The sequence below is a fragment of the Cupriavidus oxalaticus genome (genome assembly GCF_016894385.1).
In the GTDB taxonomy this organism is placed as follows: Bacteria; Pseudomonadota; Gammaproteobacteria; order Burkholderiales; family Burkholderiaceae; genus Cupriavidus; species Cupriavidus oxalaticus.
Genome location: NZ_CP069812.1, coordinates 3,450,827 through 3,477,531 on the forward strand (window position 1 = coordinate 3,450,827; position 26,705 = coordinate 3,477,531).

Sequence of the window (26,705 nt, forward strand, 5' to 3'; positions counted from 1 at the left end):
ATCTCCCATGATCATCGACACCAGCTGTTATCCGACGAACCTGGTGGACCTGGCCTGGCGCCATGACGGCGAGCCATTCACCGGCGAGCGCCTGATCCAGATGATGGACGGCCCGTTCACCATCAACGGCAAGCCGCGCCGCATCGACAAAGCCTTTATCCAGCCCCCGCAGGGCAACACCATCTATACCTTCACCGACGGCGTGAAATCCGGCAGCGAGTCGATCGACGCCTACATGGCCTACACGGTCGAGATGGTGCAGAAGTACCCGGACCGCTTTATCGGCTGCTTCGTCTACAACCCGCGCTGCGGCGTCGAGAACGGCGTCAACGCGATGGAGCATTACGTGAAGAAGCTGGGCTTCAAGATGGTCCAGTTCCAGGCCAACATGCACGCTTACCGCCCCGATCGCGCGCTCGACTGGCTGCGCCCCGCGCTGCAGAAATGCGCCGAGCTGGGCGTGCTGGTCAAGCTGCATACCGGCGACGGTCCCTACAGCATCCCGACCGAATGGGTGCCGATGATCAAGGAGTTCCCGACGGTGAACTTCATCATGGCCCACTTCGGCGTGCAGACCGGCGGCGTGTATTGCTTCGAGCCGTTCCAGATGGCGATGGACATGCCCAACGTGTACTGCGAATCGGGCTGGTGCCTGCAGTCGCGCATCGTCGAGTTCGCCAAGGTGCTGCCGAAACACAAGATCCTGTTCGGTTCCGACACGCCGCCCAACGAGCCCGGCATGTGGCTGCGCCTGCTGGAAGTGCTGTGCTTCGAGCCGCCACAGGGCCTGAACCTGGACGAAGACACGCTGGAGGACTACCTGGGCAACAACGTCGCCCGGATGATCGGCCTGGCGCCGACGCCGGTCCCGCGCACGCTGGAAGAAGCGAAAGCGCGCCTGACCGCCTGACCCCGTCAGCGCCAACGACAACGGACTCCGGAGACAAGAGATGATCATCGACACCCACCTGCACCCCACCAACCTCGTCGACGAAGCCTGGCGCCACACCGGCGAGCCCTTCACCGGCGAGCGCCTGCTCAAGATGATGGACGGCCCCTACATGATCAACGGCAAGCCGCGCCGCATTGACATGGGCTTTATCCAGCCGCCGCCGGGCAACACCGGCTATCGCGACGGCAACCGCCGCGGCCGCGAAGGCATCCGCGACTATATGGCCTACGTGGCCAGCCTGTGCCAGAAGTACCCCGACCGCTTTATCGGCAACTTCACCTTCAACCCGCGCTGGGGCCCGGAAGAAGGCGCGCAGGAGCTGGAATTCCATATCAGGGAGTACGGCTTCAAGATGCTCAAGCTGCATGCCAACATGCACGGCTACCGGCCCGACCGCGCGCTCGACTGGCTGCGCCCGGCGATGAAGGTCTGCGCCAAATACAACATCGTGGTGCTGATCCATACCGGCGACGGCCCATACACGATCCCGACGATGTTTTACCCGGTGATCCGTGAATTCCCGATGGTCAATTTCATCATCGGGCACTTCGGCATCCAGACCGGCGGCAACTATTCGTTCGAGGCGTTCTGGATGGCGATGGACACGCCCAACGTGTATTGCGAATCGGGCTGGTGCTTCCAGTCGCGCATCGTCGAGTTCGCGCGCCAGTTGCCGCGCGACAAGATCGTGTTCGGCACCGACACGCCGCCCAACGAGCCGGGCATGTGGCTGCGCGAGCTGGAAATGCTGTGCGGCCCCGCGCCGCAGGGCATGGACCTCGACGAGGACGGGCTGGAGGACTACATGGGCAACAACATCGCCCGGCTGGTCGGCATCGAGCCGACCGCACCGCCCAAGACGCAGGCAGAGGCACAAGCGCGGCTGAAGGACACGTACGCCAGCACGCGCTAGGCCCTTAGCTGTTCCGCAGGCAGGCATGGCACGGCGGCCAGGGAATTGCCAATTTCCCGGCCGCCGGGGCAGCCTTCGCCCTGGCCGACCCTGACCACAGGAGCCGTTCATGAACTCGCCTTCAGCGCCCTTCGCTTCCACGTCGGGGCGCAAGCCTTTCCACGACACCTCGCAGGATTTCCACCAGTTCCTGGCCGCATACCGCGAGGCCTTTACCGAAGACGTCCTGCATATCCGCGAGCCGGTGGGCGCCGACCAGGACGCCACCGCGCTGGTGTGGGCGCTGGCCGCGCAAGGCCGCCATCCCGCGCTGGTGCTCGACCATGTCGACGGACTCGGTGTCCCGCTCGTCACCAACCTGTTTGCCTCGCGCGAGCGCGTGGGCCGGATGCTCGGCGGCGTGCCGCCCGCCGGCATCCATGCCGAATACCAGGCACGCAGCCGCCGCATGGTGGCGCCGCGCGTGCAGGACAGCGGCGCGGTGACCGGGCATGTCGAGACCCGCAACATCGACCTGCGCACCATTCCCGCGATCCGGCACTTCGCCAGCGATCGCGGCCCCTACATCACCAATGCGATCCTGATCGCCGAGGACCCCGATACCGGCATCGGCAACGCCAGCTTCCATCGCTCGATGCTGCATTCGCCGACCGGGATCGCCACCAGCCTGCATTCGCGCGGCCACCTGTGGCGCATGCAACAGCGCGCGGCGCAATTGGGCAAGCCGCTGCCGGTGGCGATGGTGATCGGCGCGCATCCGCTGTTCATGCTCGCGGGCGCGGCGCGCCTGCCGTTTGGCGTGGATGAGCGCCACGTTGCCGGCGGATTGTTCGGTGCGCCGCTGGAGGTGGTGCGCACGCCGGGCTACGGCATCCTGGTGCCGGCGCATGCCGAGATCGTGCTGGAAGGCGTGATCGATCCCGAGGCGCGCGTCGACGAGGGGCCGTTCGGAGAGTTCACCGGCTATTCGTCGGACCGCTCCACCAACAACCTGCTGCACGTGGAAAGCGTGATGCGCCGTACCGACGCGTGGCTGGTCGACGTGGTCGGCGGCAACTCCGCCGAACACCTGAACCTGGGCCGCATCCCGCGCGAATCAGAGATGGTGGAGAAACTGAAGGAGCGCTTTCCCAGCGTCACCGCCGTGCATTACCCGAGTTCGGGCACGCACTTCCACGCCTACGTCGCGCTGCGCCAGAGCCGGCCCGGCGAAGCGCGGCAGGTCATGCTCGGGCTGCTCGGCTGGGACCCGTACCTGAAGACGGTGGTCGCGGTGGACGAGGACGTCGATATCACCCGCGACGAGGACGTGTTGTGGGCGATGGCGACGCACCTGCAGCCGCATCTCGATGTGGTGGTGGTCGACGGGCTGCCTGGCAGCGCGCTCGATCCTTCCGCCTCCGGCGCGGGCACCACGTCGCGCATGGGGCTGGATGCCACGCGCGGCCCCGGCTTCGACGGCGTGCGTGCGCGCATCGACGATGCAGCGATGGCGCGCGCGACTGCGCTGCTGGCCCGCCTCGATGTTCCGTAAGGGAAAACCCCGTTGAACAGGCGGATTCATCGTTAAACCCGATCGATAAATCCGCCTCATCAGTTGTACCCTCGCGCCGCGGCTGCCATGCTGGACACATATCCAGGACAGGCGCGGGCATCGCACGAGAAGGATGGCAACTGACCATCCCGCACAGGAAACTGCCGGCGACCTTGGCGACACGTAAGCGTCTCGGGCGCGACCGGCGTGCTACCGACCAAAGGAGACAGCATGACCCCCACCCTGCCTGCGCATGGGGCTGCCCCCGTGCATCCCGTTGACGAAGTCCTGCCCGCGCCCCGCCTGCTTGCCCTGGGCCTGCAACACGTGCTGGTGATGTATGCCGGCGCCATCGCCGTGCCGATGATCATCGGCGGCGCGCTCAAGCTGCCCAAGGACCAGGTCGCCTTCCTGATCGCCGCCGACCTGTTCTGCTGCGGCCTGGTGACGATGATCCAGAGCATCGGCATCTGGAAGGTCGGCATCCGCCTGCCGGTGATGATGGGCGTGACCTTCACCGCGATCGCGCCGATCATCGCCACCGGCTCCAACCCGTCGCTGGGCCTGCCCGCCGTGTTCGGCGCGGTGATGGTGGCGGGCGTCTTCACCTATTTTGCCGCGCCCTATGTCGGCAAGATGGTGCGCTGGTTCCCGCCGGTCGTGACCGGTACCGTGGTGCTGGTGATCGGGATCTCGCTGATGCGCGTGGGCATCAACTGGGCGGCGGGTGGCAATCCGACCATCAATACGGCTGCGGGTCCGGTGCCCAATCCCAACTTCGGCATGCCGGTGAATATCGCCATCGCCACCGCGGTGTTGTGCACGGTGCTGGCGCTGGTCGCCTTCGCGCGCGGCTTCCTGTGCAACGTGGCGGTGCTGATCGGCATCGCGGTCGGCTTCCTGATCGCGCTGGCACTGGGCAAGGTCAGTTTCGACGGGCTGCACAACGCGCACTGGGTCGAGTTCATCACGCCCTTCCACTTCGGCTGGCCGACCTTCGATGCGATGACCGCGATCACGCTGTGCGTGGTGATGATGGTGATCATGATCGAAGGCGTGGGCCAGTTCCTGGCGCTGGGCGAGATCGTCGGCCGGCCGGTCGAATCGGAGGACATCGCGCGCGGCCTGCGTGCAGATGGCGTGGGCGCGCTGGTGGGCGCGGTGTTCAACACCTTCACCTATACCTCCTACGCGCAGAACGTGGGGCTGGTGCAGGTGACGGGCGTGCGCAGCCGCTGGGTCTGCGCCACCGCCGGCGGCATCCTGATCGTGCTGGGCTGCCTGCCCAAACTGTCGTTCTTTGCCGCGTCGATCCCGCAGTACGTGCTCGGCGGCGCGGCGCTGGTGATGTTCGGCATGGTCGCGGCCACCGGCGTGCGCATCCTCGGCCATGTGGACTTTGTCGAGAACAAGAAGAACGCCTATATCGTCGCGGTCAGCGTGGCGCTGGGCATGATCCCGCTGGTGTCGGACAAGTTCTTCTCGCAGATGCCGGAGTTGCTGGCGAAGTTTTGCCAGAACGGCATCCTGCTCGGCACGCTGACGGCGGTGCTGCTGAACCTGCTGTTCAACGCGCGTTCACCGGCCCCCCAGGCCCACGGGCTCGCGAAGGAGCCGGCTTGAAGGAATAGGCCTGCCTAGCCCAGCCTGCCCCGTTGCCGCATCAGCAGGTCACGGAAGGCCTGCGCCGGCGGCGACAATGACCGGTCCGCGTGCACCAGCAGCGAGATCTCGCGGTGGATCACCGGATCGGTCGGCATTACCGTGGCGAGGCCAAGCGCCGAAGTCAGGCGCGTGACTGCCGCACTCATTACCGCGATCCCCAATCCGGCATCGACCATTCCCACCATTGTCAGCGGCAGCAGCACCTCATGCAGCCGCTGCAGCGTGATGCCGCGCGCGGCCAGCGCGGTGTCGAGGCAATCGCGGATCGGATTGCCCTTGTGCGGGCCAATCACCGGGATGCTGGCTAGGTCTTCCCAGCGCAGCGTCTTGCGCCGCAGCAGCGGATGGTCAGCCTGCATCACGATCACGAACGGGTCTTCCATCAGCCGGTGCGCACTCAGGTCTGGCTGGCCTTCGGGAATGGTGCCGATGCCGAAATCGACCTCGCCCGAGCTGACCATCTTGGGCACCTCATGCTCCGACACATCGTGCAGCTCCACCTTCACGCCCGGATGGCCGACGCAGAACTCGCGGATAAAGCGCGGCAGCATCAGCGCCGCCTGGATCGACGACGCCGCGATCGACACGCGCCCGCGCCCGAGCGTACGCAGCTCGCTGGAGTTCTCGATCACGCTGTCGATGTCCGCCACCGCCTTCTTGACCAGCGGCAGCAGCTCGGCGCCGGCCTGCGTGATGTGGAGCTGCCGCGTATGCCGATCGAACAGTTTCAGCCCGAGATTGCCTTCCAGTTCATGGATCAGCGCGCTGACCGACGACTGCGACAAATCCAGCTTCTCCGCGGCGCGCGTGAAATGGCGCTCCTGCGCCACGGCAATGAACGCGCGCAGCTGGCGCAGCGACACGTTCATGTTGCTGATGTTGGGCACGTTGTCTACCTCCGGGTTCCTGGCGTGCGCGCTCTTTTCGTTGAAACGGCGGCGCATCGGATTCAGAGGGTAACACGATCAATTAATCCGTTTCGCTACCTTTACCGATGGACGCCATCCGCCCATCATGGCCTCGGCGGTTCGCGCCGCGCATTACGTGCGGACGCCACCGGTGGCAAAGACCAGGAGGAGCGATGAGAGCGTTTGAATACTTCGAACCGGCCACGCTGGCGGAAGCCTCGGCCCTGCTGCACCGGTGCGGGGGCAGGGCCAGCGTGCTGGCCGGCGGCACGGACCTGCTCGTGCAGATCAAGGAGTCGGTGCGCAAGCCCGAGCAGGTCATCAACATCAAGAAGATCCCGGGCATGGACGTGCTGACGTTCGACCCGGTCAACGGCCTGCGCATCGGCGCGCTGGTGACGACGCGCGCGGTGGAGACTTCCGGCTTCGTGCAGCGCCACTACGCCAGCCTGGCGAAGGCGGTGACGGACTTTGCCTCGATCCAGGTGCGGCATCGCGCTACCGTGGTCGGCAATGTGTGCCGCGCGTCGCCGTCGGCGGATTCGATCGCGCCACTGGTGGCGGATCGCGCTTCGGTGCACCTGTACGGCATGTCCGGTTCGCGCGAAGTGCGCGTGGAAGATTTCATCACCGGCGTCGGCAAGACCGCGATCGCGCCCGACGAGATCGTCACGCGCATCACCGTGCCGGCGCCGCGCGCCGACGCTGGAACCGGCACTGCCAAGGTCTACCTGAAGCATGGTCGCCGCGTGCAGATGGAACTGGCCACGGTTGGCGTGGCGGTGTCGCTGACGGTCGACGGCGGCCGCTGCACCGACGTCGGCATCGTGCTCGCTGCCGTGGGGCCGACGCCGGTACGCGCGGTACACGCCGAAAACCTGCTGCGCGAGCACCCCATCACCGATGCGCTGATCCTGCAGGCCGCCCATGCCGCCATGCGCGACGCGCGCCCGATCAGCGACGTGCGCGCCAGCGAAGCCTATCGCCGGCAGATGGTCAGCGTGCTGACGCGCCGCGCCCTGGAACAAGCCCTGCAGCAAGCCCTGGAGGCCGCAACATGCGAAAAATAATCGAACTCGTCATCAACGGCGAGCCGCGCGAACTGGCGGTGGAACCGCACGGCACGCTGCTCGACGCGCTGCGCAACGACGCCGGCCTGACCGGGACCAAGAAGGGCTGCGACGTTGGCGAATGCGGTTCGTGCACCGTCATCATCGATGGGCAGCCGATGAACGCGTGCCTGCTGCTGGCGCCCGAAGCGCACGGCTGCAGCATCACCACCATCGAAGGCGTCCAGCCTTCCCCTGACGTCGTGCACCCGATCCAGGAGCAGTTCATGCAATGCGGCGCCGCGCAGTGCGGCTTCTGCACGCCGGGCTTCGTGGTGATGGCCAAGGCGCTGCTCGACGCAAACCCGCACCCCACGCGCGACGAAATCCGCTTTGCCATCGCCGGCAATATCTGCCGCTGCACCGGCTACACCAAGATCATCGAGGCCATCGAGAAGACTGCCGAGGCCATGAACCCGGACCACAACGCTTGCTGCAAGGCACCCGCCAGCGAGGAGGCATGATGACCCACGCCGTGATCGGACACAGCGTCAAGCGCACCGACCTGCTCGACAAGGTGACCGGCAATGCTAAGTACGTTGCCGACATGCCGTTCGCCGGGTTGCTGTTCGGAAAGCTCAAGCGTTGCGATGTCGCCCACGCGAAGATCCGCCGCATCGACACCACGCGCGCGCTGGCGCTGCCGGGCGTGAAGGCGGTGCTGACGCACGAGAACGTGCCGCGCGTGCTGCATGCGGGCTCGCCGCACCCGCGCTCGGCGTCGGTGACGTGCGACCAGTACATCCTCGACGACAAGGTACGCTACTGGGGTGAAGGCGTCGCCGCGGTGGCCGCGATCAGCGAAGAGATCGCCGCTCGTGCAGTGGAGTTGATCGAGGTGGAATACGACACGCTGCCTGCGGTATTCACCACCGAGGATGCGGAGCGCTCCGACGCGCCACGCATCCATGACCGCGAGCCGGGAGGCAACCTGGTGCTGCCGCCGGTCATCATCAGGCGCGGCGACGTCGAGGCCGGCTTCGCCGACGCCGACTTCATCCTCGAAGGCGTCTACGAAGGCGGCCGCCCCACCCCCGCCTATATGGAGCCCAACGTCTGCACCTGCAGTTGGGACGGCAATGGCAACCTGACGGTATGGATTTCGACGCAGACCGCCTTCATGGTGCGCGGCATCATGGCCGAGGTGCTGGGCCTGCCGCTGCACAAGGTACGCGTACTGGTCGACCATATGGGCGGCGGCTTCGGCGCCAAGCAGGACCTGTTCCAGCATGAGTTCCTGTGCGCACTGCTGGCGCGCGAGACGCGCCGGCCGGTGCGGATGGAATACACGCGCGAGGAAACCTTCCTTGGTGGGCGCACGCGGCATCCCGCCAAGATCTGGCTGAAGCAGGGTTTCCGCAACGATGGCACGATCACCGCGCGCCAGGCAAAGGTGGTGTTCAACTCCGGTGCGTATGGCTCGCATGGCCCGGGCGTGACCAATGTCGGCACCGCGGCAATGGTGTCCCTGTACCGCTGCGACAACGTGCTGCTCGAAGGCCGCTGCGTCTACACCAACAGCCCGATCGCAGGCGCCTTTCGCGGCTATGGCGTGGTGCAGACCTACTACGCGCTCGACGTGCAGATGGACGAGGCCGCCGGACATCTCGGCATCGACCCCTCCGAACTGAAGCTGAAGAACGCCGTGCGCGAGGGCGATATCGCGCCGTCGAACCATCCGCTGATCGGGCACGGGCTGGAGGCCTGCATCAAGAAAGGGATGGAGATCGTCGACTGGCCTGCACTGCGGAAGCGCGCACGCGATACCAGCGGAGCGATCCGCACCGGCTGGGGCCTTGGCTGCGAGATGCATGGCAGCAGCGCCTACCCCGGCATCAAGGAACAGGGCAACGCCATCATCAAGATGAACGAGGACGGCACGGTGGTACTGCTGACCGGCGCCGCCGGCCTGGGTACCGGCGCGCACACGGCGCTCGCGCAGATCGTTGCGGAGGAACTGACGCTGCCGTTCGAAGCAGTAGCAGTCGTGCACGGCGATACCGACGTGGTACCGTGGGACATCGGCGCGTTTGCCAGCCACACCACCTACATGGTCGGCAAGGCAGCGCAGATGGCGGCGGACGAAATCAAGCGCCAGCTGTTCGGGCGCGCGGCAAAGCTGCTCGAATGCGAGCCGGACGCGCTGTCGCTGACCGCAGGCGTGATCGCCGTGCGCGACCGCGATGGCCCCACGCTGACGGTGCGCGAGGCCGTGATGCCGCGCAAGGGCATTCCCGCCGCGCAACTGGTCGGGACCGCAACCTATCACCCGACCAAGTCGTACTCGTTCGCCGCGCACTTCGTCGAAGTCGCGGTCGACACCGAGACCGGCTTCATCACCGTGCAGCAGGTGGTGCCGGTGCATGACGTTGGCAAGGTGATCCATCCGGTGGCGGCAGCTGGACAGATCGAAGGCGGTATCCAGCAAGGCATCGGCCATACGCTGTACGAGGACTACCAGATCGACATGCGCACGGGCCGCTCGCTCAACGCCAACTTTGTCGACTACAAGATGCCGCTGGCGATGGACATGCCGGAAATCCGCACGGTGATCCTGGAAGCCGCGCCCGACCCCGGCGGCCCGTTCGGCGCCAAGGGCGTCGGCGAAGACCCGATCGTCGCGATCGGGCCCGCCATCGCCAATGCGGTGTTCGATGCCATCGGCGTGCGCTTCCGCCACTATCCGATCAAGCCCGAGCAAGTCTTGCAGGCACTGGCGGAGAAAGCCGCGAAGGAAGGCGTCACGCCATGACCCGCACGCAACGGCTGGTGGTCGCGATCACCGGCGCCAGCGGCGCGGTCTATGGCGTGCGCCTGCTCCAGGCTTTAAAGGCGCTGGACGCCTGGGAGACCCACCTGGTCTGCTCGCCGTCCGGCCTGCTCACCGCGCACCATGAACTGGGCCTGCAGCGCCCGCAGATCGAAGCCATGGCCGACGTCGTGCACAACGTGCGCGATATCGGCGCCACCATCGCCAGCGGGTCCTTCCGTTGCGACGGCATGATAGTGGCGCCGTGCTCGATGCGCACGCTCGCCGCGATCGCCACCGGCCTTGCCGACAACCTCGTCACCCGCGCCGCCGACGTGGTGCTCAAGGAGCGCCGCCGGCTGGTGCTGCTGGCGCGCGAGACGCCCTTCCATCTGGTCCACCTGCGCAACATGACCACGGTGACCGAGATGGGCGCCATCGTCCTGCCGCCGGTACCGGCGTTCTACGCGCATCCGCAGTCGGTCGAAGACATCGTCAACCACACCGTGGGGCGCGTGCTGGATCTGTTCGATGTGCCGCATGACGGGCTGGTGGAGCGCTGGGAAGGCATGCGTCCCAGCGTCGCCGCCGGCTGACCACAAGGTTCGCCCCGTCGCATGCGGGGATCGCAGTACCCCAATCAGGAGACAACATGAACGCAACTGCCGTCGCACAACAGCCCCCCGTCCCCGTGACCATCCTGACCGGCTTCCTTGGCGCGGGCAAGACGACGCTGCTCAACCATATCCTGACGCAGAAGCACGGCCACCGCATCGCCGTGATCGAGAACGAGTTCGGCGAGGTCGATGTCGACTCGGACCTGGTGATGACGTCGGACGAAGAGATCTACCAGATGACCAACGGCTGCCTCTGCTGCGTGGTCGATGTGCGCACCGACCTCGTGCGCATCCTGCAGAAGCTGCTGGAGCGGCCCGAGCGCTTTGATCACATCCTGGTGGAGACCAGCGGGCTGGCCGATCCGACGCCGGTTGCGGCGACCTTCTTCATGGACAACGACGTCGCGAAGCAGGTCACACTGGACGGCATCCTGACGCTCGTCGACGCCGTGCATATCGAAGACCATCTCGACGACCCGCAACTGACCGGCTTCGACAACCAGGCCGTCGACCAGATCGTGGCAGCGGACCGCGTGATCCTGAACAAGACCGATCTCGTCGGCGCCGCGCGGCTGGATGCGCTGGAGGCGCGCATCCACAAGCTGAACGAAGGCGCGCGGATCCTGCGCTCCAACTTCGCGCAGGTTGACCTGACCAAGATCCTGGGCATCGGCGGCTTTACGCCGGGCACGGCGCAAATGGAAGCGCATGACGACCATCACGGCCACGATCATCACGACCACGTTTGCGATGCGCATTGCGACCATGCGCACGATGACGACGCTCAGCATGGCCACCGCCACGACCCGTCAGTGACGTCCGTGTCGCTGGTGTTCGACCAGCCCTTCGACCGGCAGCGTCTCGAGCATGGCCTGAAGGCCTTGCTGGCCGCGCAGGGCGACGATGTGTTCCGGATGAAGGGGATCGTCGCGGTCGATGGCGACGCGCGCCGCTACGTGCTGCAGGCCGTGCACCGGCTGATGGATTTCCATCCGTCGGAGCCGTGGAATCACGACGCGCCGCAGAGCAAGTTCGTCTTCATCGGCCGCCATCTGGACAAGCTGCGGCTGCAAACACTGCTCAAGGTCTGCCTGCCCGTCGCGCAGGCCGCCTGAGGCACCACCTGAGGCACCTCAGCCGCGCTGCGGGTCCTGCGATGCAGCCCGCAGCGTCTGCGACGGCAACTCGCCGAACTCACGCCGGTATTCCCGCGAGAACAGGCTCAGGTGCGTGAAGCCGTGCCGTAGCGCGATCGCGCTGACCGTCCCCTTCCCTTGCCTGGCCTGCTGCAGGTCCGCGCGCGCGCCGTGCAGGCGCAGCAGCCGCAGGTATTCCATCGGCGTGGTGTTCTTGCTCTTGCGGAAACCCAGCTGCAGCGTGCGCGCCGACACCCCGCAATGCGCCGCGATCTACTCCAGCGTCAGCGGCTGGTCGAGGTGCGAGCGCAGGTACGCGATCGCGCAGCGCACATAGTCCGGCAGCACCGCCTCGAAGCGGCGCGGCAGCATATTGCCGTCCGCGGCGAAGCGGTCGAGCAGCAGCGTCGACAGCACGATGCGCTCGATGCTGCCATCCACCGCCTGCACCGCCCCGCCTTCGCGCCGCACCCGCGTTTCCGCACGCAGGTAGCTGACCAACGCCTGCCAGCGTTCGGCACGGCCATCGTTGGCTACCGGTTGCATGTCGAATTCGATCGGCGCGGGCGGATCGAAGCTGAACTGCTGGCGGAACGCCTCTTCGATCAGCTGGCGGCGAACCACCACGCTGAAGCGTTCGCAGCCGGGGTCGAGCGACAGCGTGGTCGGCACGGTGGGCGAGAACACGAAGGTCGCGCCAGGCGGCATCTCGGTCGCACCGCGCGGCGTTTCCACGCGGCACGTGCCGGCGAGCACGGTCTGGATCACGAATTCGTCCTTGTTGGGCTGGGGCTCGATCTGCACGGCCTGGTTGTAGGCGATCGTGACCAGCGTCAGGTGGCCAATGGTGCAGGTGTCGATACGGGCATCGAGTGCGGCATCGTTCTCTGCGGCACGCAGGCGCGTGGGGCCGAACACGCGGCCGGAGAGCGACTGGATGCGATCGAGATCGCCGCTAGGTGTCATGTGCGTTGGAAGACCGAGACATTAGGGATTCTTGCCTGCGGCCGCGGCGGGCTCACGCCACAAGACATGCCAATCCTATTTCCCGCACTCGCAACAAGCAACCCAAGGGAAACCCCTGATGCCTTACCCACACCTTTTGCGCACCCCATTGCGGCCCGATGCCACCGTCTTCGCAATAACGCTATAACCGCATGCCGCGCCCCGCTACTGTGCAACCATGCGCCGGCCAATGCGTCGCGCATGGCACCGTGACGGACCGAGCCCGGCAACCAGAGACCGGGCCAGCCGCCGCCGGCATGGCGCAACTCCCACACGCGGCAGGAGACACCCATCATGCAACCTGCGGTTCACCCCGTCGACCAGGTCCTGCCCGCGCGCGCCATGGCCTCGCTCGGCTTCCAGCACATGCTGGTCAGTTATCTCGGCGCCATCGCCGTGCCGATGATCGTGGCCGGCGCGCTCAAGATGACGCCGGCGCAAACCACCATGCTGATCAGCACCGCGCTGTTCACGTCAGGCATCGCCACGCTGCTGCAGACCGTCGGCTTCTGGAAGTTCGGCGTGCGGCTGCCGCTGATGCAGGGCGTGGCGTTCAGTTCGGTCGGGCCCGTGATCGCCATCGGCACCGATCCGTCGCTGGGCTTCAACGGCGTGTGCGGCGCGATCATCGCCGCGGGCGTGATCGCGATGTTCCTCGCGCCGATCATCGGCAAGCTCAAGCGCTTTTTCCCGCCCGTGGTCAGCGGCTGCACCATCACCGCGGTGGGACTGTCCTTGTTCCCGGTTTCGTTTCACTGGTTTGGAGGCGGAAGGGGAGCGCCGGAATTCGGTGCTCCCGTCTTTTTCCTGGTCGCCTTCGGCGTGGTGGCACTGATCCTGTTCATCAATCGCCATGGCGGCGAGCTGGTGCGCAACCTGTCCGTGGTGATCGGCCTGCTGGTCGGCGGCGCGGTGGCCTGGATGCTGGGCATGGGCAACTTTGACGAAGTCGCGCGCGCGCCATGGTTCACCATGGTGACGCCGTTTGCCTTCGGCATGCCGGTCTTCGACATTGGCGCCATCGTCACCATGGTGATCGTGATGGTGGTGCAGATGGTGGAGTCGATGGGCCTGTTCGTCGCCGTGGGCGATATCGTCAAGCGCCCGCTGACCGAGCGGGATGCCACCAAGCGCCTGCGCGCCAACGGCCTGGCCAGCGCCATCGGCGGCATGTTCGCGGCGTTCCCGTACATCGCTTTCATGGAGAACGTGGGCCTGGTCATCGTCACCGGCGTGCGCAGCCGCTGGGTGGTGGCCACCTGTGGCGTGATGCTGTGCGCGGTGGCGCTGGTGCCCAAGATCGGCGCGCTGTTCGCGTCGATCCCGTCGGCGGCGCTGGGCGGTGCGACCATGGTGATGTTCGGGGTGGTGGTCGCGGCCGGCATCAAGACGCTGGGCGAGGTGGAGTATGAGCGCAACCCCAACAACCTGTCCATCGTCGCCATCACGCTCGGCTGCGCGATGATGCCGGTGATGTTGCCCACTATGCTGGAGAAGCTGCCCGGCTTCCTGCAGCCATTCGTCCACAGCAGCGTGATCATCGCCTGCGTGGTGTCCGTGCTGCTCAACCTGATTCTCAACGGCGTGCCCGCCCGTGAAGCCGACGAGCTGCCCGCCAATGCCGATAACGTACAGGGGGTCTGAAAACATGGTGCAGAACACCACTTCCGTCTCGTATGCCGGCGCGCTGCTGATTCGCAATGCCGCCGCCGTGATGACCGGCCGCGCGGGCGACGCCGCCCGCGCCGGCGCCGCCGACATCCGCATCCGCGACGGACGCATCGCCGAAATCGGCGCCGCGCTGCCGCGCCACGACGGCGAGGATCTGATTGACGCGACCGGCTGCGTGGTCTACCCGGGCTGGGTCAACACACACCACCATCTGTTCCAGAACCTGCTGAAGGCCGTACCGAGCGGGATGAACGCGGGACTGGAGCAATGGCTGGCATCGGTCGCCTATCCGCGGCTGGCGCGGTTCACGCCGGAGATCTTCCGCACCGCGGTGCGCCTCGGCATGGCCGAACTGCTGCTGTCCGGCACCACCACCTGCGCCGACCATCACTACCTGTACCACCACGGCCACGGCGCGGAGACCGGCGACGTGCTGTTCGAGGTCGCGGAAGAACTCGGCATGCGGCTGGTGCTGTGCCGCGGCGGCGCGATCCAGTCCGCCTCCGATCACCCCGGCATGCGCGCCACCGCGCTGGTACCGGAGACGCTGGACGAGATGCTCACCGATATCGAGCGGCTGAAGGCGCGCTATCACGATGCCTCGGGCGATGGCCTGCGCCGCGTGGTGGTCGCACCGACCACGCCGACCTTCTCGCTGCCGCCGGTATGGCTGCGCGAGCTGGCGTCGTTCGCACGCGGGCTGGACCTGCGGCTGCATTCGCACCTGTCGGAAACGGACAACTATGTTCGCTTCTGCCGCGAGAAGTATCAATGCACGCCGGTGCAGTTTGTCGCCGACCATGACTGGCTCGGGCCCGACGTGTGGTTCGCGCACCTGGTCACGGTGAATCCGGAAGAGATCCGCATGCTGGCGGTGACCAATACCGGCATGGCGCACTGCCCGGTGAGCAATGCGCGGCTGGGCAGCGGCATCGCGCCGGTGCGGGCGATGGCGGACGCGGGTGTGCCGATCTCGCTGGGCGTGGATGGGGTGGCCTCGAATGAATCCGGCAGCATGGTGCACGAGGCCAACTTCGCGTGGCTGGTGCACCGGGCGCTGGGCGGAGCGGCGCAAACCCGCGTGGAGGAAGTCATCCACTGGGGCACGGCTGGTGGGGCGCGGGTGCTGGGATTGCCCGGGATCGGCACGCTGGCGCCCGGGCAATCGGCCGACCTGGCGATCTATGACGTCAGCGGGCTGCGCTTCCATGGCTTCCATGACATCGGCACGGCGCCGGTGGCGGCGGGCGAGCCGACGCCGGTGCGCGACGTGCTGGTGCGGGGGCGGCAGGTGGTGCGCGATGGCGCGGTCGTCGGGCTGGATCTGGAGAAGCTGCGCCGGGAGGCGCGGGAGGCGCTGGCGACGCTGGTGGATTAGGCGTTCGGCTATTTCCTGACGGGCGGCGCTGCTGCACCATGCGCGGTCCGCATGGGAATGCGAACTGTCCTATCGAAATGCGAGCGGCAACACGCGAGACTGACATGGTCATCGCACAACGGTGGCCGGGTGTGGAAGCCCGTGTGTTACAGCTAGATGGTCGCGCCTGGCGACCTTCTTTGCCCATTCGGGCAAGCCATTGCTTTATGGCGGGCCGGACGAGACAGCCGCAAGGCTGACCGGCATTGGCTGTGACACCGGGCTTCCACCCTCGTCGTCAGGCCCGCCGCCCTCCCCTCACATCGTGCGGCAGGCCTTCATCCAACGATCGGAGGTCCTATGTCGGGAAACACGTTATCCACAGCGGCACGGCTGAATCTTGAGTCCTTGGCGGCAGGCATCGAAGGCGTGCTTGGCATGCTTGACCAGCTGTGCGACACATCGGAAGGCTGCTTCAGTGCGCTTTGCCTGCTTCGTCTTTTGAAGGCGCAGCTGGAAGGCATATTGGCGGAGGAGCTTGCCGCCTGACCGCAGCGCCCGCCGAAGGCTTGCCGGCCGCCCTGGCAAGCCGCCTGACGCCAACTTACAGGAACCCGACCGAGAACCACGGCACCAGCGTCAGCAGCAACAGCGCAATGCACAACGCCGCCATATGCGGCCACACGCGCGGCATGGCAACGTCCGGCGACACGCGCCCGATGGCGCAGGCGGCATAGAAGCCTACGCCGAACGGCGGCGCGAACAAGCCCAGCCCCATGGCGAAGATCACCACCATGGCATAGTGCACCTCATGCACGCCGACCAGCCTGGCAATCGGGAACAGCAACGGCCCGAACAGCACAATGGCCGGGATGCCTTCCAGCAAGCTGCCCAGGATCACGAAAGCCAGCGCCGACACCAGCAGGAAGCCGGTCTTCCCACCCGGCACACCGGACATGACGCGGACCAGGTCCTGCGCAAAACCCGACTGCGTCAGCGCCCACGCCATGGTGGTGGCGCACCCCACGATCAGCAGGATCGCGCCGGACAACGCCGCCGTATCGATCAGGATCGGATAGACGCGCCGGAGGTCGAACTGCCGGTACATCAGCACGCCGGCCAGCACCGCATAGAAGATGCCGATGGTCGACACCTCGGTGGCGGTGGCCACGCCCTCCACCACGGCGGTGCGGATGATCACCGGCAGCGCCAGCGCCGGCAGTGCCACCACCAGCAATCGCAACAACCCGCGGCCCGATGGCCGCACCGTGCCCCGCATGTCCTCCTTGCGCGTCTGCCACCAGACCACCAGCGCCATCATCGCCAGGCCGACCAGCGCCGGCATCAGCCCGCCGATGAACAGCGAGGTGATCGACACGCCCGTGACCGACCCGACCGTGATCAGCACGATGCTGGGCGGGATCGTCTCCGACATCGCGCCGGACGCCGACAGCAGGCCGATCAGGTCGCCATCCTTCGCGCCACGCTGCTTCATCTCCGGGAACAGCGCCGGCGCGACCGCCGCCATATCGGCGGTCTTGGAACCGGAAATGCCCGAGACGATATACATCGCACCAAGCAGCACGTACTGCAGCCCGCCGCGCAGATGGCCGAGCAGCCCGGCCAGGAACTGGATCATCGCGCGCGCCAGGCCCGTCATTTCGATCAGCCCGCCCAGGAAGATGAACAGCGGCACCGCCAGCAGGATCAGGTGCGACATGCCCTCCTGCATGCGGTTCGGGATGATGGACAGCGGCGTGGCCGTGGACAACGCCAGGTAGCAGAGCGTGGAGAGCCCGAAGGCAAAGGCGATGGGCACGCCGATGGCGACGCAGCCAACCAGCATCAGCAGGAAGAAGATCACCAGGTTGGCATTGCCCAACCCCATCAGCACCGGCGAGAGCAACCACAACACACCGGCACCGAGCCCGACCAGCAAGCCGCTGATGGCCGCCTGCCTGCGGCTGGCGCGCTCCAGCAGGCGGATCACGGCAGTCACGAGCATCAGCACGGTGCCGGCGAGCACCGCTCCCGCGCGCCAGGCTTCGCTGACTTCCAGGGTCGGCGTCAGCACGTCCACATGTTCGACGAGGTGTTCCCACGCCGGCTGCACCAGCAGCAACAGGAACGCCACCACCATCCACATGCCGCAGGCATCCACCCACGCGCGCCGGTGCGGCGGCAGCTTGCTGATGAAGGTGGTGAGCTGCATGTGCGCGCTGCGCTGCAAGGCAATGATGGCGCCGAGCATCGCGAGCCACAGGAACAGGATGCCGGCAAGCTCCTCCGTCCACGGCAGCGGCGCGTGCAAGGCATAGCGCGCGAACGCGCCGCCACCGAGGATCAGGATTTCGGCCACGACGATCAGCGCGGCCGGCAGTTCAACCAGGCAGGCCAGGATGCGGCCCCAGCGCGTGCTGGCGGGCGGCGGTGTGGGGGCGGCGCGGGCGCTATGGGCGCTATGGGCAGGCGGGACCAGGGTTTCGGCGGCGTGCTCCATCATGATCTCCTCTTCCTCTTTCATGTCGGCTTGATGGCGCCTGCCTCAGACCAGCGGCCCGGTGTATTTTTCCAGCATCTCCCAGGCCTCGTCGCCAAACTTCCTGCGCCACTCGGCGTAAAAGCCCGCGTCCCGCAGCAGCTTGCGGAACGGCGCCGGATCCGGGCGGTTGAACGTGATGCCAAGCCGGGTCATCTCCGCCTGCGCTTCGACGTCGACCCGCGCGATATCCTCGCGCTGCTTCAGCGCCGCGGTGGTGAAGCGGGTCGTCAGCGAAGCCTGCACCTCGCGCGGCAGTGCCTTGAATTTTCTGGCATTGCCGAAGATAAAGTGGCCGTCCCAGGTATGCGCGGTCATCGAGCAGAATTTCTGCACCTCGTACAGCTTGCCGCTGCGGATCAGCGACAGCGGCGTCTCCTGGCCGTCCACCACGCGTGTCTGCAGCGCCGAATAGAGATCGGCGAACGGGATGACCGTCGGCGCCGCGCCCAGCGTCCTGAACATCGAGACCCACAGCGGGATCGCCGGGACGCGGATCTTGAACCCCTTCAGGTCCGTCGGCGTGTTCACCGGGCGGCTAGCGGAAGTGATATTGCGATAGCCGTTGTCGAGACACTTCTCGAACACGTGCAGGTTCACCTTGCCCAGCGCGCTCCGGACGTAAGCGCCCAGTCCGCCGTCCATCGCGGCCCACACCGTGGCGTAGTCCTTGAAGGCAAAGGCCACGCCATTGATGCTGGCGGCCGGCACACGTGTCTGCAAGTTGGTGCTGGCGGTCGACATGAAGTCGATGGCGCCGGCGAGGACCTGGGAAACCATGTCTGGCTCGCTGCCCAGTTGGCTATTGGGATAGACCTGCAGGTCGACCTTGCCGCCGGTGTCCTGACGAATGGCCTCGGCGGCCTCCTTGATGCGCAGCGTGCCCGGATGGTCGGCCGGAAATGCCGTGCCGTACTTCAGCTTGATGGTGGCGCTCTGGGCGAACGCGTTGCGCCCGGGCAATGCCAGAACCAGTCCGCCGGCGGCGAGTGCGCCGAACTGGCGGCGAGTGAACCGATTGGTCATGACGTGCTTGTCTCCTGTTTTTCAAGTTGTGGCCGGGAAGGACAGCAATGCAGCCGCGCCGCGCTCGCGCAATACCGTCAGGTGTGCGGCAAGCCGGCGCCGGAAATGCTTCGGCCACGGGGCGTCGCCAAATACGGCGCCGTGCGCCAGCGCCCGGCGCACGGCGTCCGTATCGCTGTCTGCGCCGCGCAGCGCTGCGGCAAGTGGCGGCGCACCGGGATCGCTGGCGGCCAGCGGCTCGCCACGCTCGTTGGTGTCGCAGCGCAAATAGTGGAGCCACAGCGCCAGCGCACGCTCCAGGCATGGCCGCTCGATGTCCGCGGCCAGGCTTTCGCGCAAGGCCGGCAGCCAGCGCACCGGGACCTTCTGCGTGCCATCCGTCGCGATCTGCGCGGTGTGATGCGCGATCGCGGCGTTGCGCAGGCGGCACAGCAACGCATTGGCGTAGCGGGCGACGTCGTACCCCGGCGGTGCGGTGACGGTGGCAAGCAGGTCCTCCATCACCCCACGCGCGAAGGCACCGAGGACCGGATCGGCCATCGCCCCGGCCACGGTCCCTATGCCGCACAACTGCGCGGCATAGGCGATCGCCGAATGCGTGCCGTTCAGCATCCGCAGCTTCATGGCCTGGAACGTCCGGACATCGCCGGTCATCAGCGCGCCGCCGGCTTCCCAGGCGGGCCGCGCTCCGGCGAAGCGGTCTTCGATCACCCACTGCGTGAACGGCTCACAGACAATGGCGGCTTCATCGCGCAGTCCGAGGCGCTGCTGCGCCCAGTTCAGCGACGCCGGCGTCGCGGCCGGCACGATGCGGTCGACCATGGTGTTCGGCAGCGCCACCTCGTCGTCGATACGCCGGGCGAGCGCCGGATCGACCTGTGACGCGTACTGGGTCAGCAGCTTGCGCAGCGTGTCGCCGTTGTCGGCCATGTTGTCGCAGCAGACGATGCTCAGCGGCGCGCCGGACGGCCGGCGGCGTATCCCCGCCGCCAGCACCCCAAGCGTGCTGCGCGGCGCGTCGGGATGGGCCAGGTCGTGCCGGATATCCGGATCGCTGGTGTCGAGGTCGGATGTCGACGGATGCCGGTGGTAGCCCTTTTCAGTCACGGTGCAGGTCACGACCGACGCGGCGGGATCGGCGATGGCACCGGTCACCTGCTCCAGGGCATGCGGCGCATACAGGGCCTGCACGAGGGCGCCCACGATGCGCCCCTTGGCCTCGGCACCCTGCCGCTCGATGACCGCGTACAGGCAATCCTGGGCAGTCAGCGCGCGCGCCATGCGCGGTTCCCGCAAGCTGACGCCCACGATGCCCCAACGCGTGTCGCCATCGTGGATCGCAGCCTCGGTGTACAGCGCCTGGTGCGCGCGGTGGAAAGCGCCAAGCCCGATATGCACCATGCCGCGCGACAGACGGCTGCGCGCGTAGCCGGGCCGTTGCACGGCGGCGTCGGCGCTGCAAGCGGTACGCTGCGCCAGCCTCATGCCCTGCCCCTCGATCGTTTGTATTGCGGCATCGTGCGTGACATCCATGCTGTGGACCATGGCAAAACGTACCATTGGGGAATGCTGCAGACGTGCAGCCGTTTCGCAAGATTTGTGCAGCCCGTGCGCTTTCCGGCTGCAGAATCCGCTCGTATCCGCCCGTGCCTTCGCGAGGTAACCTGCTTCGCATCGTTCCCATGCCGCCAGACCCATGCGTGCCCCCGTATGCGATGACGCAGCGGCGGAAGCGCGCAACCGCCGGAGCACGTCTTGAAGATCGAACGGATACAAACCATCGTCACCTGTCCGGGCCGCAACTTTGTCACGGTCAAGGTGATGACGGACCAGGGCGTCTACGGACTAGGCGATGCCACGCTCAACGGCCGCGAGCTTGCGGTCAGCGCCTACCTCGATGCGCATGTCATTCCCTGCCTGATCGGCCGCGACCCGCGCTGCATCGAAGACATCTGGCAATACCTGTATCGCGGCGCCTACTGGCGGCGCGGGCCCGTCACGATGACCGCGATCGCCGCGATCGACATGGCGCTGTGGGATATCCTCGGCAAGCTGGCGAACATGCCGGTGTACCAACTGCTGGGCGGCAAGAGCCGGCAACGGCTGCTGGTCTACGGGCACGCCAACGGCCGCGATCACGAGGAAGCCGTCGATGCCGTCCACCGGCATATCGCGGAGGGCTTCAAGGCAATCCGTGTGCAGTCCGGCGTGCCGGGACTCTCAAAGGTCTATGGCGTCGGCAAGCAGCCCGGCCACTATGAACCCGCGGAGAAGGGTCTCCCGCCGGAAGAGCCGTGGGACACCGCCCTCTACCTGCGCCACACGCCGGAGTTGTTCCGCAAGGTGCGCGATGCCATCGGCTTCGAGCCGCACCTGCTGCATGACGCGCACCACCGGCTGACACCGATCGAAGCCGCCCGCCTTGGCAAGGCACTCGAGCCGTTCAGCCTGTTCTGGCTGGAAGACGCCACGCCGGCCGAGGACCAGGACGCCTTCCGCCTGATCCGCCAGCACACCACCACGCCGCTGGCGGTAGGAGAAGTCTTCAATTCGATCTGGGATTGCAAGGACCTGATCGGCAACCAGCTGATCGACTTCATCCGCACCACCATCGTCCATGCCGGCGGCATCACGCATGTGCGGCGCATTGCGGACTTCGCCGCGATGCACCAGGTACGCACCGGCTTCCACGGCGCCACCGACCTGTCGCCGGTATGCATGGCGGCGGCGGTCAACTTCGGGCTGTGGGCGCCGAACTTCGGCATCCAGGAACTGATGCCGCACAACGCGCTGACCGACGAAGTGTTCCCGCACAACTATCGCTTTGAGGACGGCTATCTGGTCATGGATGAGGTGCCTGGGCTTGGGGTCGAGATCGACGAGGCGCTGGCCGCCCGGTATCCCTATGAACGCGCCTACCTGCCGGTGGCACGGCTTCGCGACGGTTCGATGTGGAACTGGTAGCCCCCTCCAACACCTGCCGGTTTTCTCCCTTCTCCCGCTTGCGGGAGAGGGGCGGGGGTGAGGGCCGGCGCCCGCAATAGCGAAGGCCTCCACGACACCCAAGCCACGACATCCTCCCAACCCACAGGCACCCGGCATGCTGAGCATCATCGTCGACGAACCTCACAGCATGGCCGTGCGCAAACGGCCCGTCCCCCACCCTGCCCCCGGCGAAATCCGCCTGCGCGTGCGCTACGCTGGCATCTGCGGCTCCGACCTGCATATCTTCCACGGCAAGAATCCCTTCGCGGCCTATCCGCGCGTCATCGGCCATGAGTTCGTGGGCGACATCGACGCCGTCGGCGCGGGCGTCGGCCAGCATCGCATCGGCGAACGCGTCGTGGTGGATCCGGTCATCAGCTGCGGCGAGTGCCACGCCTGCCGCATCGGACGGCGCAACGTCTGCAGCCGCCTGCAGGTGATCGGCGTGCATCGCGATGGCGGTTTCAGCGAATACACCTGCGTGCCGGCGTGCAATGCCTATGCGGTGCCAGCTGGCCTTCCGGCACCGGGTGCAGCGGTGATCGAGCCGTTCGCCGTCGCCGCCAACATTACGCACCGCACCGGCGTGCTGTGCGAAGACATTGCCTTGATCTACGGCGCCGGTCCCATCGGCCTCAACCTGCTGCAGGTGCTCAAGCGCGTGCACGGCATACGCGCCTTCATCACCGACCACGTCGACGAGCGCCTTGCGCTGGCACGCCAATGCGGCGCCGACGCGGACGAGGTCATCAATACCTCTCGCGAAGCCATCGAGCCGGCCCTTGCGAAACGCGGCGCGGCAAGCGGCCCGACATTGATCTACGACGCGGTCTGCCACCCATCGATCCTGGAGGAAGCGGTGCGCATTGCCGCGCCGGCAGGACGCATCGGCATACTGGGCCTCTCCGCGACGCCATCGGCCATCCCGCAACAGGAGCTGACCCGGAAGGAACTGACGCTCTATGCCTCGCGCCTGAACTGCGGGATGTTTCCCACCGTGATCGACTGGATCTCCCGCGGGCTGATCGATCCCGGGCGCATCGTCACGCACCGGATGGATTTCCGCGATGTCGCCGAGGCCTTCGAACTTGCCGAACGCAATCCGAGCGAGAGCTGCAAGATATTGCTCGACTTTGGGGAGGCTGCCTGACAGGCTGCCAACGTTCAAGGAAGGCCACACACCGCTATCTCGAGGGCTGGCGCACAAGCTGGAGTTCGTTGCTCCAAGCGTGCGATATACGGAATCGCCTGCAATGGCCATCGCCCCAGGCAATCGCTCCCCTACCCAGGAACCCGCGCTAATCTTTTGATTTTATTAGTACCACCAAAGAATCAAATGCCACCGTCATTCCCGCGCAGGCGGGAATCCAGCGTCTTTGAAGTCCCCCGCAGGGGGACAACAAGCCACTGGGTCCCCGCCTTCGCGGGGACGACAACCGTTGGTGACTGGCAAGCAAGCCGGCACGTGCAGGCGTGCATTGATCTCCCCCGCACAGTGGGAGGAGGGTGGGAGCTTCCACAAAGTGAGGCGCCGTGCTTGACCAGCGCCGGCCCTCACCCCCGGCCCCTCTCCCGCAAGCGAGAGAGGGGAGCAAACCAGCGACATCGACGCGGGACGAAGCCCCACCCGCGCTGATCCACTGCCGACCGCCCCCCCAATATCAATTGGCCACACACATGGCCAGGCGATCGCGCTCCGCAAAAAAACGCCAAAACCACCGAAATATCCACTAATACCGATTTTTGCCTACAATGGCCGCATCACGACCCTGCCTGGCCGATGTCGCACCGGGTCCGCGACAGCAAACACATCCAGCGCAGCTTCTGAACGGGTAATAAGAGCAAAAAGGCATGGCCACGCTGATTCCCGCGCTGGGTTCGGTCACTTCGCGCATGACCAGTGGTGAGCGGCGCTTCGCCGAGCGCCTGGAGGCAAAGCTGGAAGACGACTACCTCTGTTGGTATGACGTCGCCATCGGCGAAAAGACCAGGCATCCCGATTTCATCGTCTTCCATCCCAGCCGGGGATTGCTGGTGCTGGAGGTCAAGGACTGGCGGCTGGATACGATCCGGGAAATCGATCAGCGCGACGTCACCCTGCTGACGGATCGCGGGCTGGTGCGGGAGATGAATCCGCTCCAGCAAGCCCGAAACTACATGTTCTATGTCACCGACCTGCTGCAACGCGACCCGCAGCTGGTCTGGCCGACCGGATCGCTGAAGGGCAAGCCGTTCTTTCCTTATGGCTGCGGCGTCGTCCTGTCCAATATCTCGCGCGCCCAGTTTGACAAGACCAACCTTGGCGAGGTGCTGCCGCCACACCTGGTGATTTGCCAGGACGAGATGCACAAGGAAGGCGACGCCGAACAGTTCCAGCAGCGTCTGTGGGAGATGTTCCCGGTCAAGTTCACCTTCAAGCTCTCCTTGCCGCAGATCGACCGCATTCGCTGGCACCTGTTTCCGCAGATCCGCATGCCGGAGCAGCGCTCGCTGTTCCCCGAGCAGGTATCCGAGCCGCTGGACATGCCCGACATCCTGCGCGTCATGGACCTCCAGCAGGAGCAGCTGGCACGCAGCCTCGGCGAGGGCCACCGGGTCATCCACGGCGTCGCCGGCTCAGGCAAGACGATGATCCTCGGCTACCGTGCCGAGCACCTGGCAAAGATCGTCACGCGGCCGGTGCTGGTGCTTTGCTACAACAAGACCCTCGCCGCCAAGCTGGCCGCAACGATGGTTGAGAAGGGCATTGAAGAGAAGGTCCACGTTCACAACTTCCATGCATGGTGCTCGCGGCAGCTGGACGCCTACAACATCGAACGCCCGAAGGGCCGCCCCAGCGATGCGCTGTTCGAAGACATGGTGAATCGCGTTATCCAGGGCGTAGACCGGAAGGCAATCCCCGCAGGCCAGTACGACGCCGTGCTGATCGACGAAGGCCACGATTTCCGGCCGGAGTGGTTCAAGCTGGTGGTGCAGATGGTCAATCCGGAAAGCAATTCGCTGCTGGTGCTCTATGACGACGCCCAGTCCATCTATGGCGGGGGCAAGAAGCAGCGGATGAACTTCGCCAGCGTGGGCATCCAGGCGCGCGGCCGGACCACCATTCTGAAGCTGAACTACCGCAATACCCAGGAAATCCTGTCCGTTGCTCGCGCGTTTGCAGAGGAATTGCTGCGGCCCAGGGATGCCGCCGAAGACGAGGCGCCTACGGTACAGCCGATCGGCGCCGGCCGCCGCGGCGGCAAGCCATTGCTGATCGAGTTGCCAACCGAGCAGGCAGAGGCCGACCGTATCGCCCAGATCCTGGTCGACGAAAACCGTGCGGGAACGCCGTGGTCGGACATGGCGGTGCTGTACCGGCATTGGGACACCGCCGGGCACGTCACCAGCGCGCTGACACGCCAAGGCGTGCCGTTCGAATGCCCGCAGATCAGCAAGCGCTTCACACCCGGGGCGGACAGCGTCAAGGTGGTCACGCTGCATAGCAGCAAGGGGCTGGAGTTCCCGCTGGTCTGCATTCCGGCGACGGGCATGCCGCACAAGAACGATGAGACGGACGAGGAAGAGGCGCGGCTGTTGTATGTGGCCATGACGCGGGCAACCCGTCAGTTGGTCATGACCTTCCGGGATGGCTCGCGCTTTTCCGGAAAGCTGAAGGAAGCCATCGCGGCACAGCAGTAGTCTGCGCCCGGCTCCCCGACAGGCCTTACGGCCCTAACGTCCGCTCCACGCTTGCGGCCTCAAGCGGCACCCCAAGAAAGCGCGCGATCTCCACGATCTGTCCATACAGCATCCACTGCCCGTGATGGATGTTGCAGCCTTGCGCGCGCGCCGCGGCCAGCAGCGCGGTTTCCGGATCCCGCACGACAGCCTCGCAGACCAGCGTGCCGGGCGCCAGGCGCTCTGCCGGCAACGGCAGTGCATCGTCATCGCGCAGGCCGAGCGACGTGGCGTTGACCACCACGTCGAAGCCGGCCGGGTCGTCGCTACCGGCGCGGATCGCCGCATCGGGCAGCGCGGCGCGCAAGCGCTCCACCAGTTGCGCCCCCTTCCCGGCGGAGCGATTGTGGATCACCAGTTCCGCTGGCCGCTCCCGCGCGATGGCGAAGGCCATGGCCTTGCCGGCGCCGCCGGCCCCGACCTGCAGGACGCGCTTGCCCGCCAGTGCGTGGCCGCGCTCGCGCAGGCCGGCGACGAAGCCGTCGCCGTCGAAGTTGCCACCGACCCAGATGCGACGGTCACGGTCATAGCGCAGCGCGTTGACCGATCCGACCAGGCGGGCGGTCTCCGTCAGCTCGGCGCACGCCGCCACGACGGCTTCCTTGTGCGGCACGGTCACTACCATGCCGGCCAGGTTCTTCATCGCCGGGAGACTGTCGAGCAGCACGCGCAACTGCTGGGGCGCGACGTGGAACGGCACGCACACCGCATTCAGGCCCTGGCGCGACACCGAGGCATTGAACAGCTGCGGCGTGCGCACCTGGGCGATGGGGTCGGCGATGATGCCGACCAACTGGGTATTGCCGTCGATGTGCATGC

22 protein-coding genes are annotated in these 26,705 nt (G+C 66.3%); 15 read left to right on the forward strand and 7 right to left on the reverse strand.

Going from position 1 to position 26,705, the window contains the following annotated elements; translation table 11 throughout:
* Positions 1-7: 7 nt before the first annotated feature.
* The 4 genes from JTE92_RS28325 (at position 8) to JTE92_RS28340 (ending at position 5,022) form a co-directional block, all read left to right on the forward strand.
* Positions 8-910 (forward strand): amidohydrolase family protein, encoded by a 903-nt coding sequence (locus JTE92_RS28325; protein ID WP_063241607.1) that lies wholly within the window; start codon positions 8-10, stop codon positions 908-910.
* 40 nt (positions 911-950) lie between these two features.
* Positions 951-1,865 carry an amidohydrolase family protein gene (locus JTE92_RS28330; protein WP_063241606.1) on the forward strand — a complete coding sequence of 305 codons (915 nt, stop codon included), beginning with the start codon at positions 951-953 and terminating at the stop codon, positions 1,863-1,865.
* Positions 1,866-1,974: 109 nt separating this feature from the next.
* The gene (locus JTE92_RS28335) at positions 1,975-3,399 is read left to right on the forward strand and encodes a UbiD family decarboxylase (protein ID WP_063241605.1); all 1,425 of its coding nucleotides are present in this window, start codon (positions 1,975-1,977) and stop codon (positions 3,397-3,399) included.
* 231 nt (positions 3,400-3,630) lie between these two features.
* Entirely contained in the window at positions 3,631-5,022 is a 1,392-nt protein-coding gene (locus JTE92_RS28340) for a nucleobase:cation symporter-2 family protein (protein ID WP_063241604.1), read from the forward strand.
* A 14-nt stretch (positions 5,023-5,036) separates the two neighbouring features.
* Here the strand turns inward: JTE92_RS28340 and JTE92_RS28345 are convergent, their stop codons facing one another.
* Complete coding sequence (locus JTE92_RS28345) at positions 5,037-5,951, reverse strand: LysR family transcriptional regulator (protein WP_459539739.1); 915 nt, start codon at positions 5,949-5,951, stop codon at positions 5,037-5,039.
* Positions 5,952-6,145: 194 nt separating this feature from the next.
* On the opposite strand from JTE92_RS28345, the gene JTE92_RS28350 reads away from it, so the two are divergent.
* The 5 genes from JTE92_RS28350 to JTE92_RS28370 are packed head-to-tail and all read left to right on the forward strand — an operon-like array spanning position 6,146 to position 11,562.
* Positions 6,146-7,042: an FAD binding domain-containing protein gene (locus JTE92_RS28350; RefSeq protein WP_063241603.1), complete on the forward strand. Its 897-nt coding sequence runs from the start codon at positions 6,146-6,148 to the stop codon at positions 7,040-7,042.
* On the forward strand, positions 7,030-7,545 hold the full coding sequence (locus JTE92_RS28355) for a (2Fe-2S)-binding protein (protein ID WP_063241602.1): 516 nt from the start codon (positions 7,030-7,032) through the stop codon (positions 7,543-7,545). Before JTE92_RS28350 ends, JTE92_RS28355 begins: the two co-directional genes overlap by 13 nt.
* Positions 7,545-9,833: a xanthine dehydrogenase family protein molybdopterin-binding subunit gene (locus JTE92_RS28360; protein ID WP_084254796.1), complete on the forward strand. Its 2,289-nt coding sequence runs from the start codon at positions 7,545-7,547 to the stop codon at positions 9,831-9,833. The genes JTE92_RS28355 and JTE92_RS28360 overlap by 1 nt, the downstream gene beginning before the upstream one ends.
* Complete coding sequence (locus JTE92_RS28365) at positions 9,830-10,426, forward strand: UbiX family flavin prenyltransferase (RefSeq protein WP_063241600.1); 597 nt, start codon at positions 9,830-9,832, stop codon at positions 10,424-10,426. Before JTE92_RS28360 ends, JTE92_RS28365 begins: the two co-directional genes overlap by 4 nt.
* Before the next feature lie 56 nt (positions 10,427-10,482).
* The gene (locus JTE92_RS28370) at positions 10,483-11,562 is read left to right on the forward strand and encodes a CobW family GTP-binding protein (protein ID WP_063241599.1); all 1,080 of its coding nucleotides are present in this window, start codon (positions 10,483-10,485) and stop codon (positions 11,560-11,562) included.
* Between the two features lie 18 nt (positions 11,563-11,580).
* On the opposite strand, the gene JTE92_RS30590 is transcribed toward JTE92_RS28370, so the two are convergent.
* Positions 11,581-11,838 carry a helix-turn-helix transcriptional regulator gene (locus JTE92_RS30590; protein ID WP_232353332.1) on the reverse strand — a complete coding sequence of 86 codons (258 nt, stop codon included), beginning with the start codon at positions 11,836-11,838 and terminating at the stop codon, positions 11,581-11,583.
* 18 nt (positions 11,839-11,856) lie between these two features.
* Entirely contained in the window at positions 11,857-12,549 is a 693-nt protein-coding gene (locus JTE92_RS28375) for a cupin domain-containing protein (RefSeq protein WP_232353333.1), read from the reverse strand.
* A 333-nt stretch (positions 12,550-12,882) separates the two neighbouring features.
* On the opposite strand from JTE92_RS28375, the gene JTE92_RS28380 reads away from it, so the two are divergent.
* From JTE92_RS28380 to JTE92_RS28390, 3 genes are all read left to right on the forward strand, one after another.
* The gene (locus JTE92_RS28380; protein WP_063241598.1) at positions 12,883-14,232 is read left to right on the forward strand and encodes a nucleobase:cation symporter-2 family protein; all 1,350 of its coding nucleotides are present in this window, start codon (positions 12,883-12,885) and stop codon (positions 14,230-14,232) included.
* A 4-nt stretch (positions 14,233-14,236) separates the two neighbouring features.
* Positions 14,237-15,637: an amidohydrolase family protein gene (locus JTE92_RS28385; protein ID WP_063241597.1), complete on the forward strand. Its 1,401-nt coding sequence runs from the start codon at positions 14,237-14,239 to the stop codon at positions 15,635-15,637.
* A gap of 339 nt (positions 15,638-15,976) precedes the next feature.
* A complete protein-coding gene (locus tag JTE92_RS28390; RefSeq protein ID WP_063241596.1) occupies positions 15,977-16,165 on the forward strand; it encodes a hypothetical protein in 189 nt (62 codons plus the stop codon).
* Between the two features lie 55 nt (positions 16,166-16,220).
* On the opposite strand, the gene JTE92_RS28395 is transcribed toward JTE92_RS28390, so the two are convergent.
* The 3 genes from JTE92_RS28395 to JTE92_RS28405 are packed head-to-tail and all read right to left on the reverse strand — an operon-like array spanning position 16,221 to position 20,666.
* Positions 16,221-18,116: a TRAP transporter large permease gene (locus tag JTE92_RS28395; RefSeq protein WP_063241663.1), complete on the reverse strand. Its 1,896-nt coding sequence runs from the start codon at positions 18,114-18,116 to the stop codon at positions 16,221-16,223.
* A 45-nt stretch (positions 18,117-18,161) separates the two neighbouring features.
* Positions 18,162-19,181 (reverse strand): TRAP transporter substrate-binding protein, encoded by a 1,020-nt coding sequence (locus JTE92_RS28400; protein ID WP_063241595.1) that lies wholly within the window; start codon positions 19,179-19,181, stop codon positions 18,162-18,164.
* Positions 19,182-19,202: 21 nt separating this feature from the next.
* Entirely contained in the window at positions 19,203-20,666 is a 1,464-nt protein-coding gene (locus JTE92_RS28405) for a mannitol dehydrogenase family protein (RefSeq protein ID WP_063241662.1), read from the reverse strand.
* A 270-nt stretch (positions 20,667-20,936) separates the two neighbouring features.
* Between JTE92_RS28405 and manD the strand changes: the two genes are divergently transcribed.
* The 3 genes from manD to JTE92_RS28420 all read left to right on the forward strand — a co-directional run bounded on the left by manD (position 20,937) and on the right by JTE92_RS28420 (position 25,847).
* Complete coding sequence (manD, locus tag JTE92_RS28410) at positions 20,937-22,145, forward strand: D-mannonate dehydratase ManD (RefSeq protein ID WP_063241594.1); 1,209 nt, start codon at positions 20,937-20,939, stop codon at positions 22,143-22,145.
* Between the two features lie 136 nt (positions 22,146-22,281).
* Positions 22,282-23,316: a Zn-dependent oxidoreductase gene (locus tag JTE92_RS28415; protein WP_063241593.1), complete on the forward strand. Its 1,035-nt coding sequence runs from the start codon at positions 22,282-22,284 to the stop codon at positions 23,314-23,316.
* Positions 23,317-24,017: 701 nt separating this feature from the next.
* Positions 24,018-25,847 carry a DEAD/DEAH box helicase gene (locus JTE92_RS28420; RefSeq protein WP_084254795.1) on the forward strand — a complete coding sequence of 610 codons (1,830 nt, stop codon included), beginning with the start codon at positions 24,018-24,020 and terminating at the stop codon, positions 25,845-25,847.
* A gap of 25 nt (positions 25,848-25,872) precedes the next feature.
* On the opposite strand, the gene JTE92_RS28425 is transcribed toward JTE92_RS28420, so the two are convergent.
* A complete protein-coding gene (locus tag JTE92_RS28425) occupies positions 25,873-26,703 on the reverse strand; it encodes a shikimate dehydrogenase family protein (protein WP_063241592.1) in 831 nt (276 codons plus the stop codon).
* Positions 26,704-26,705: the final 2 nt, after the last annotated feature.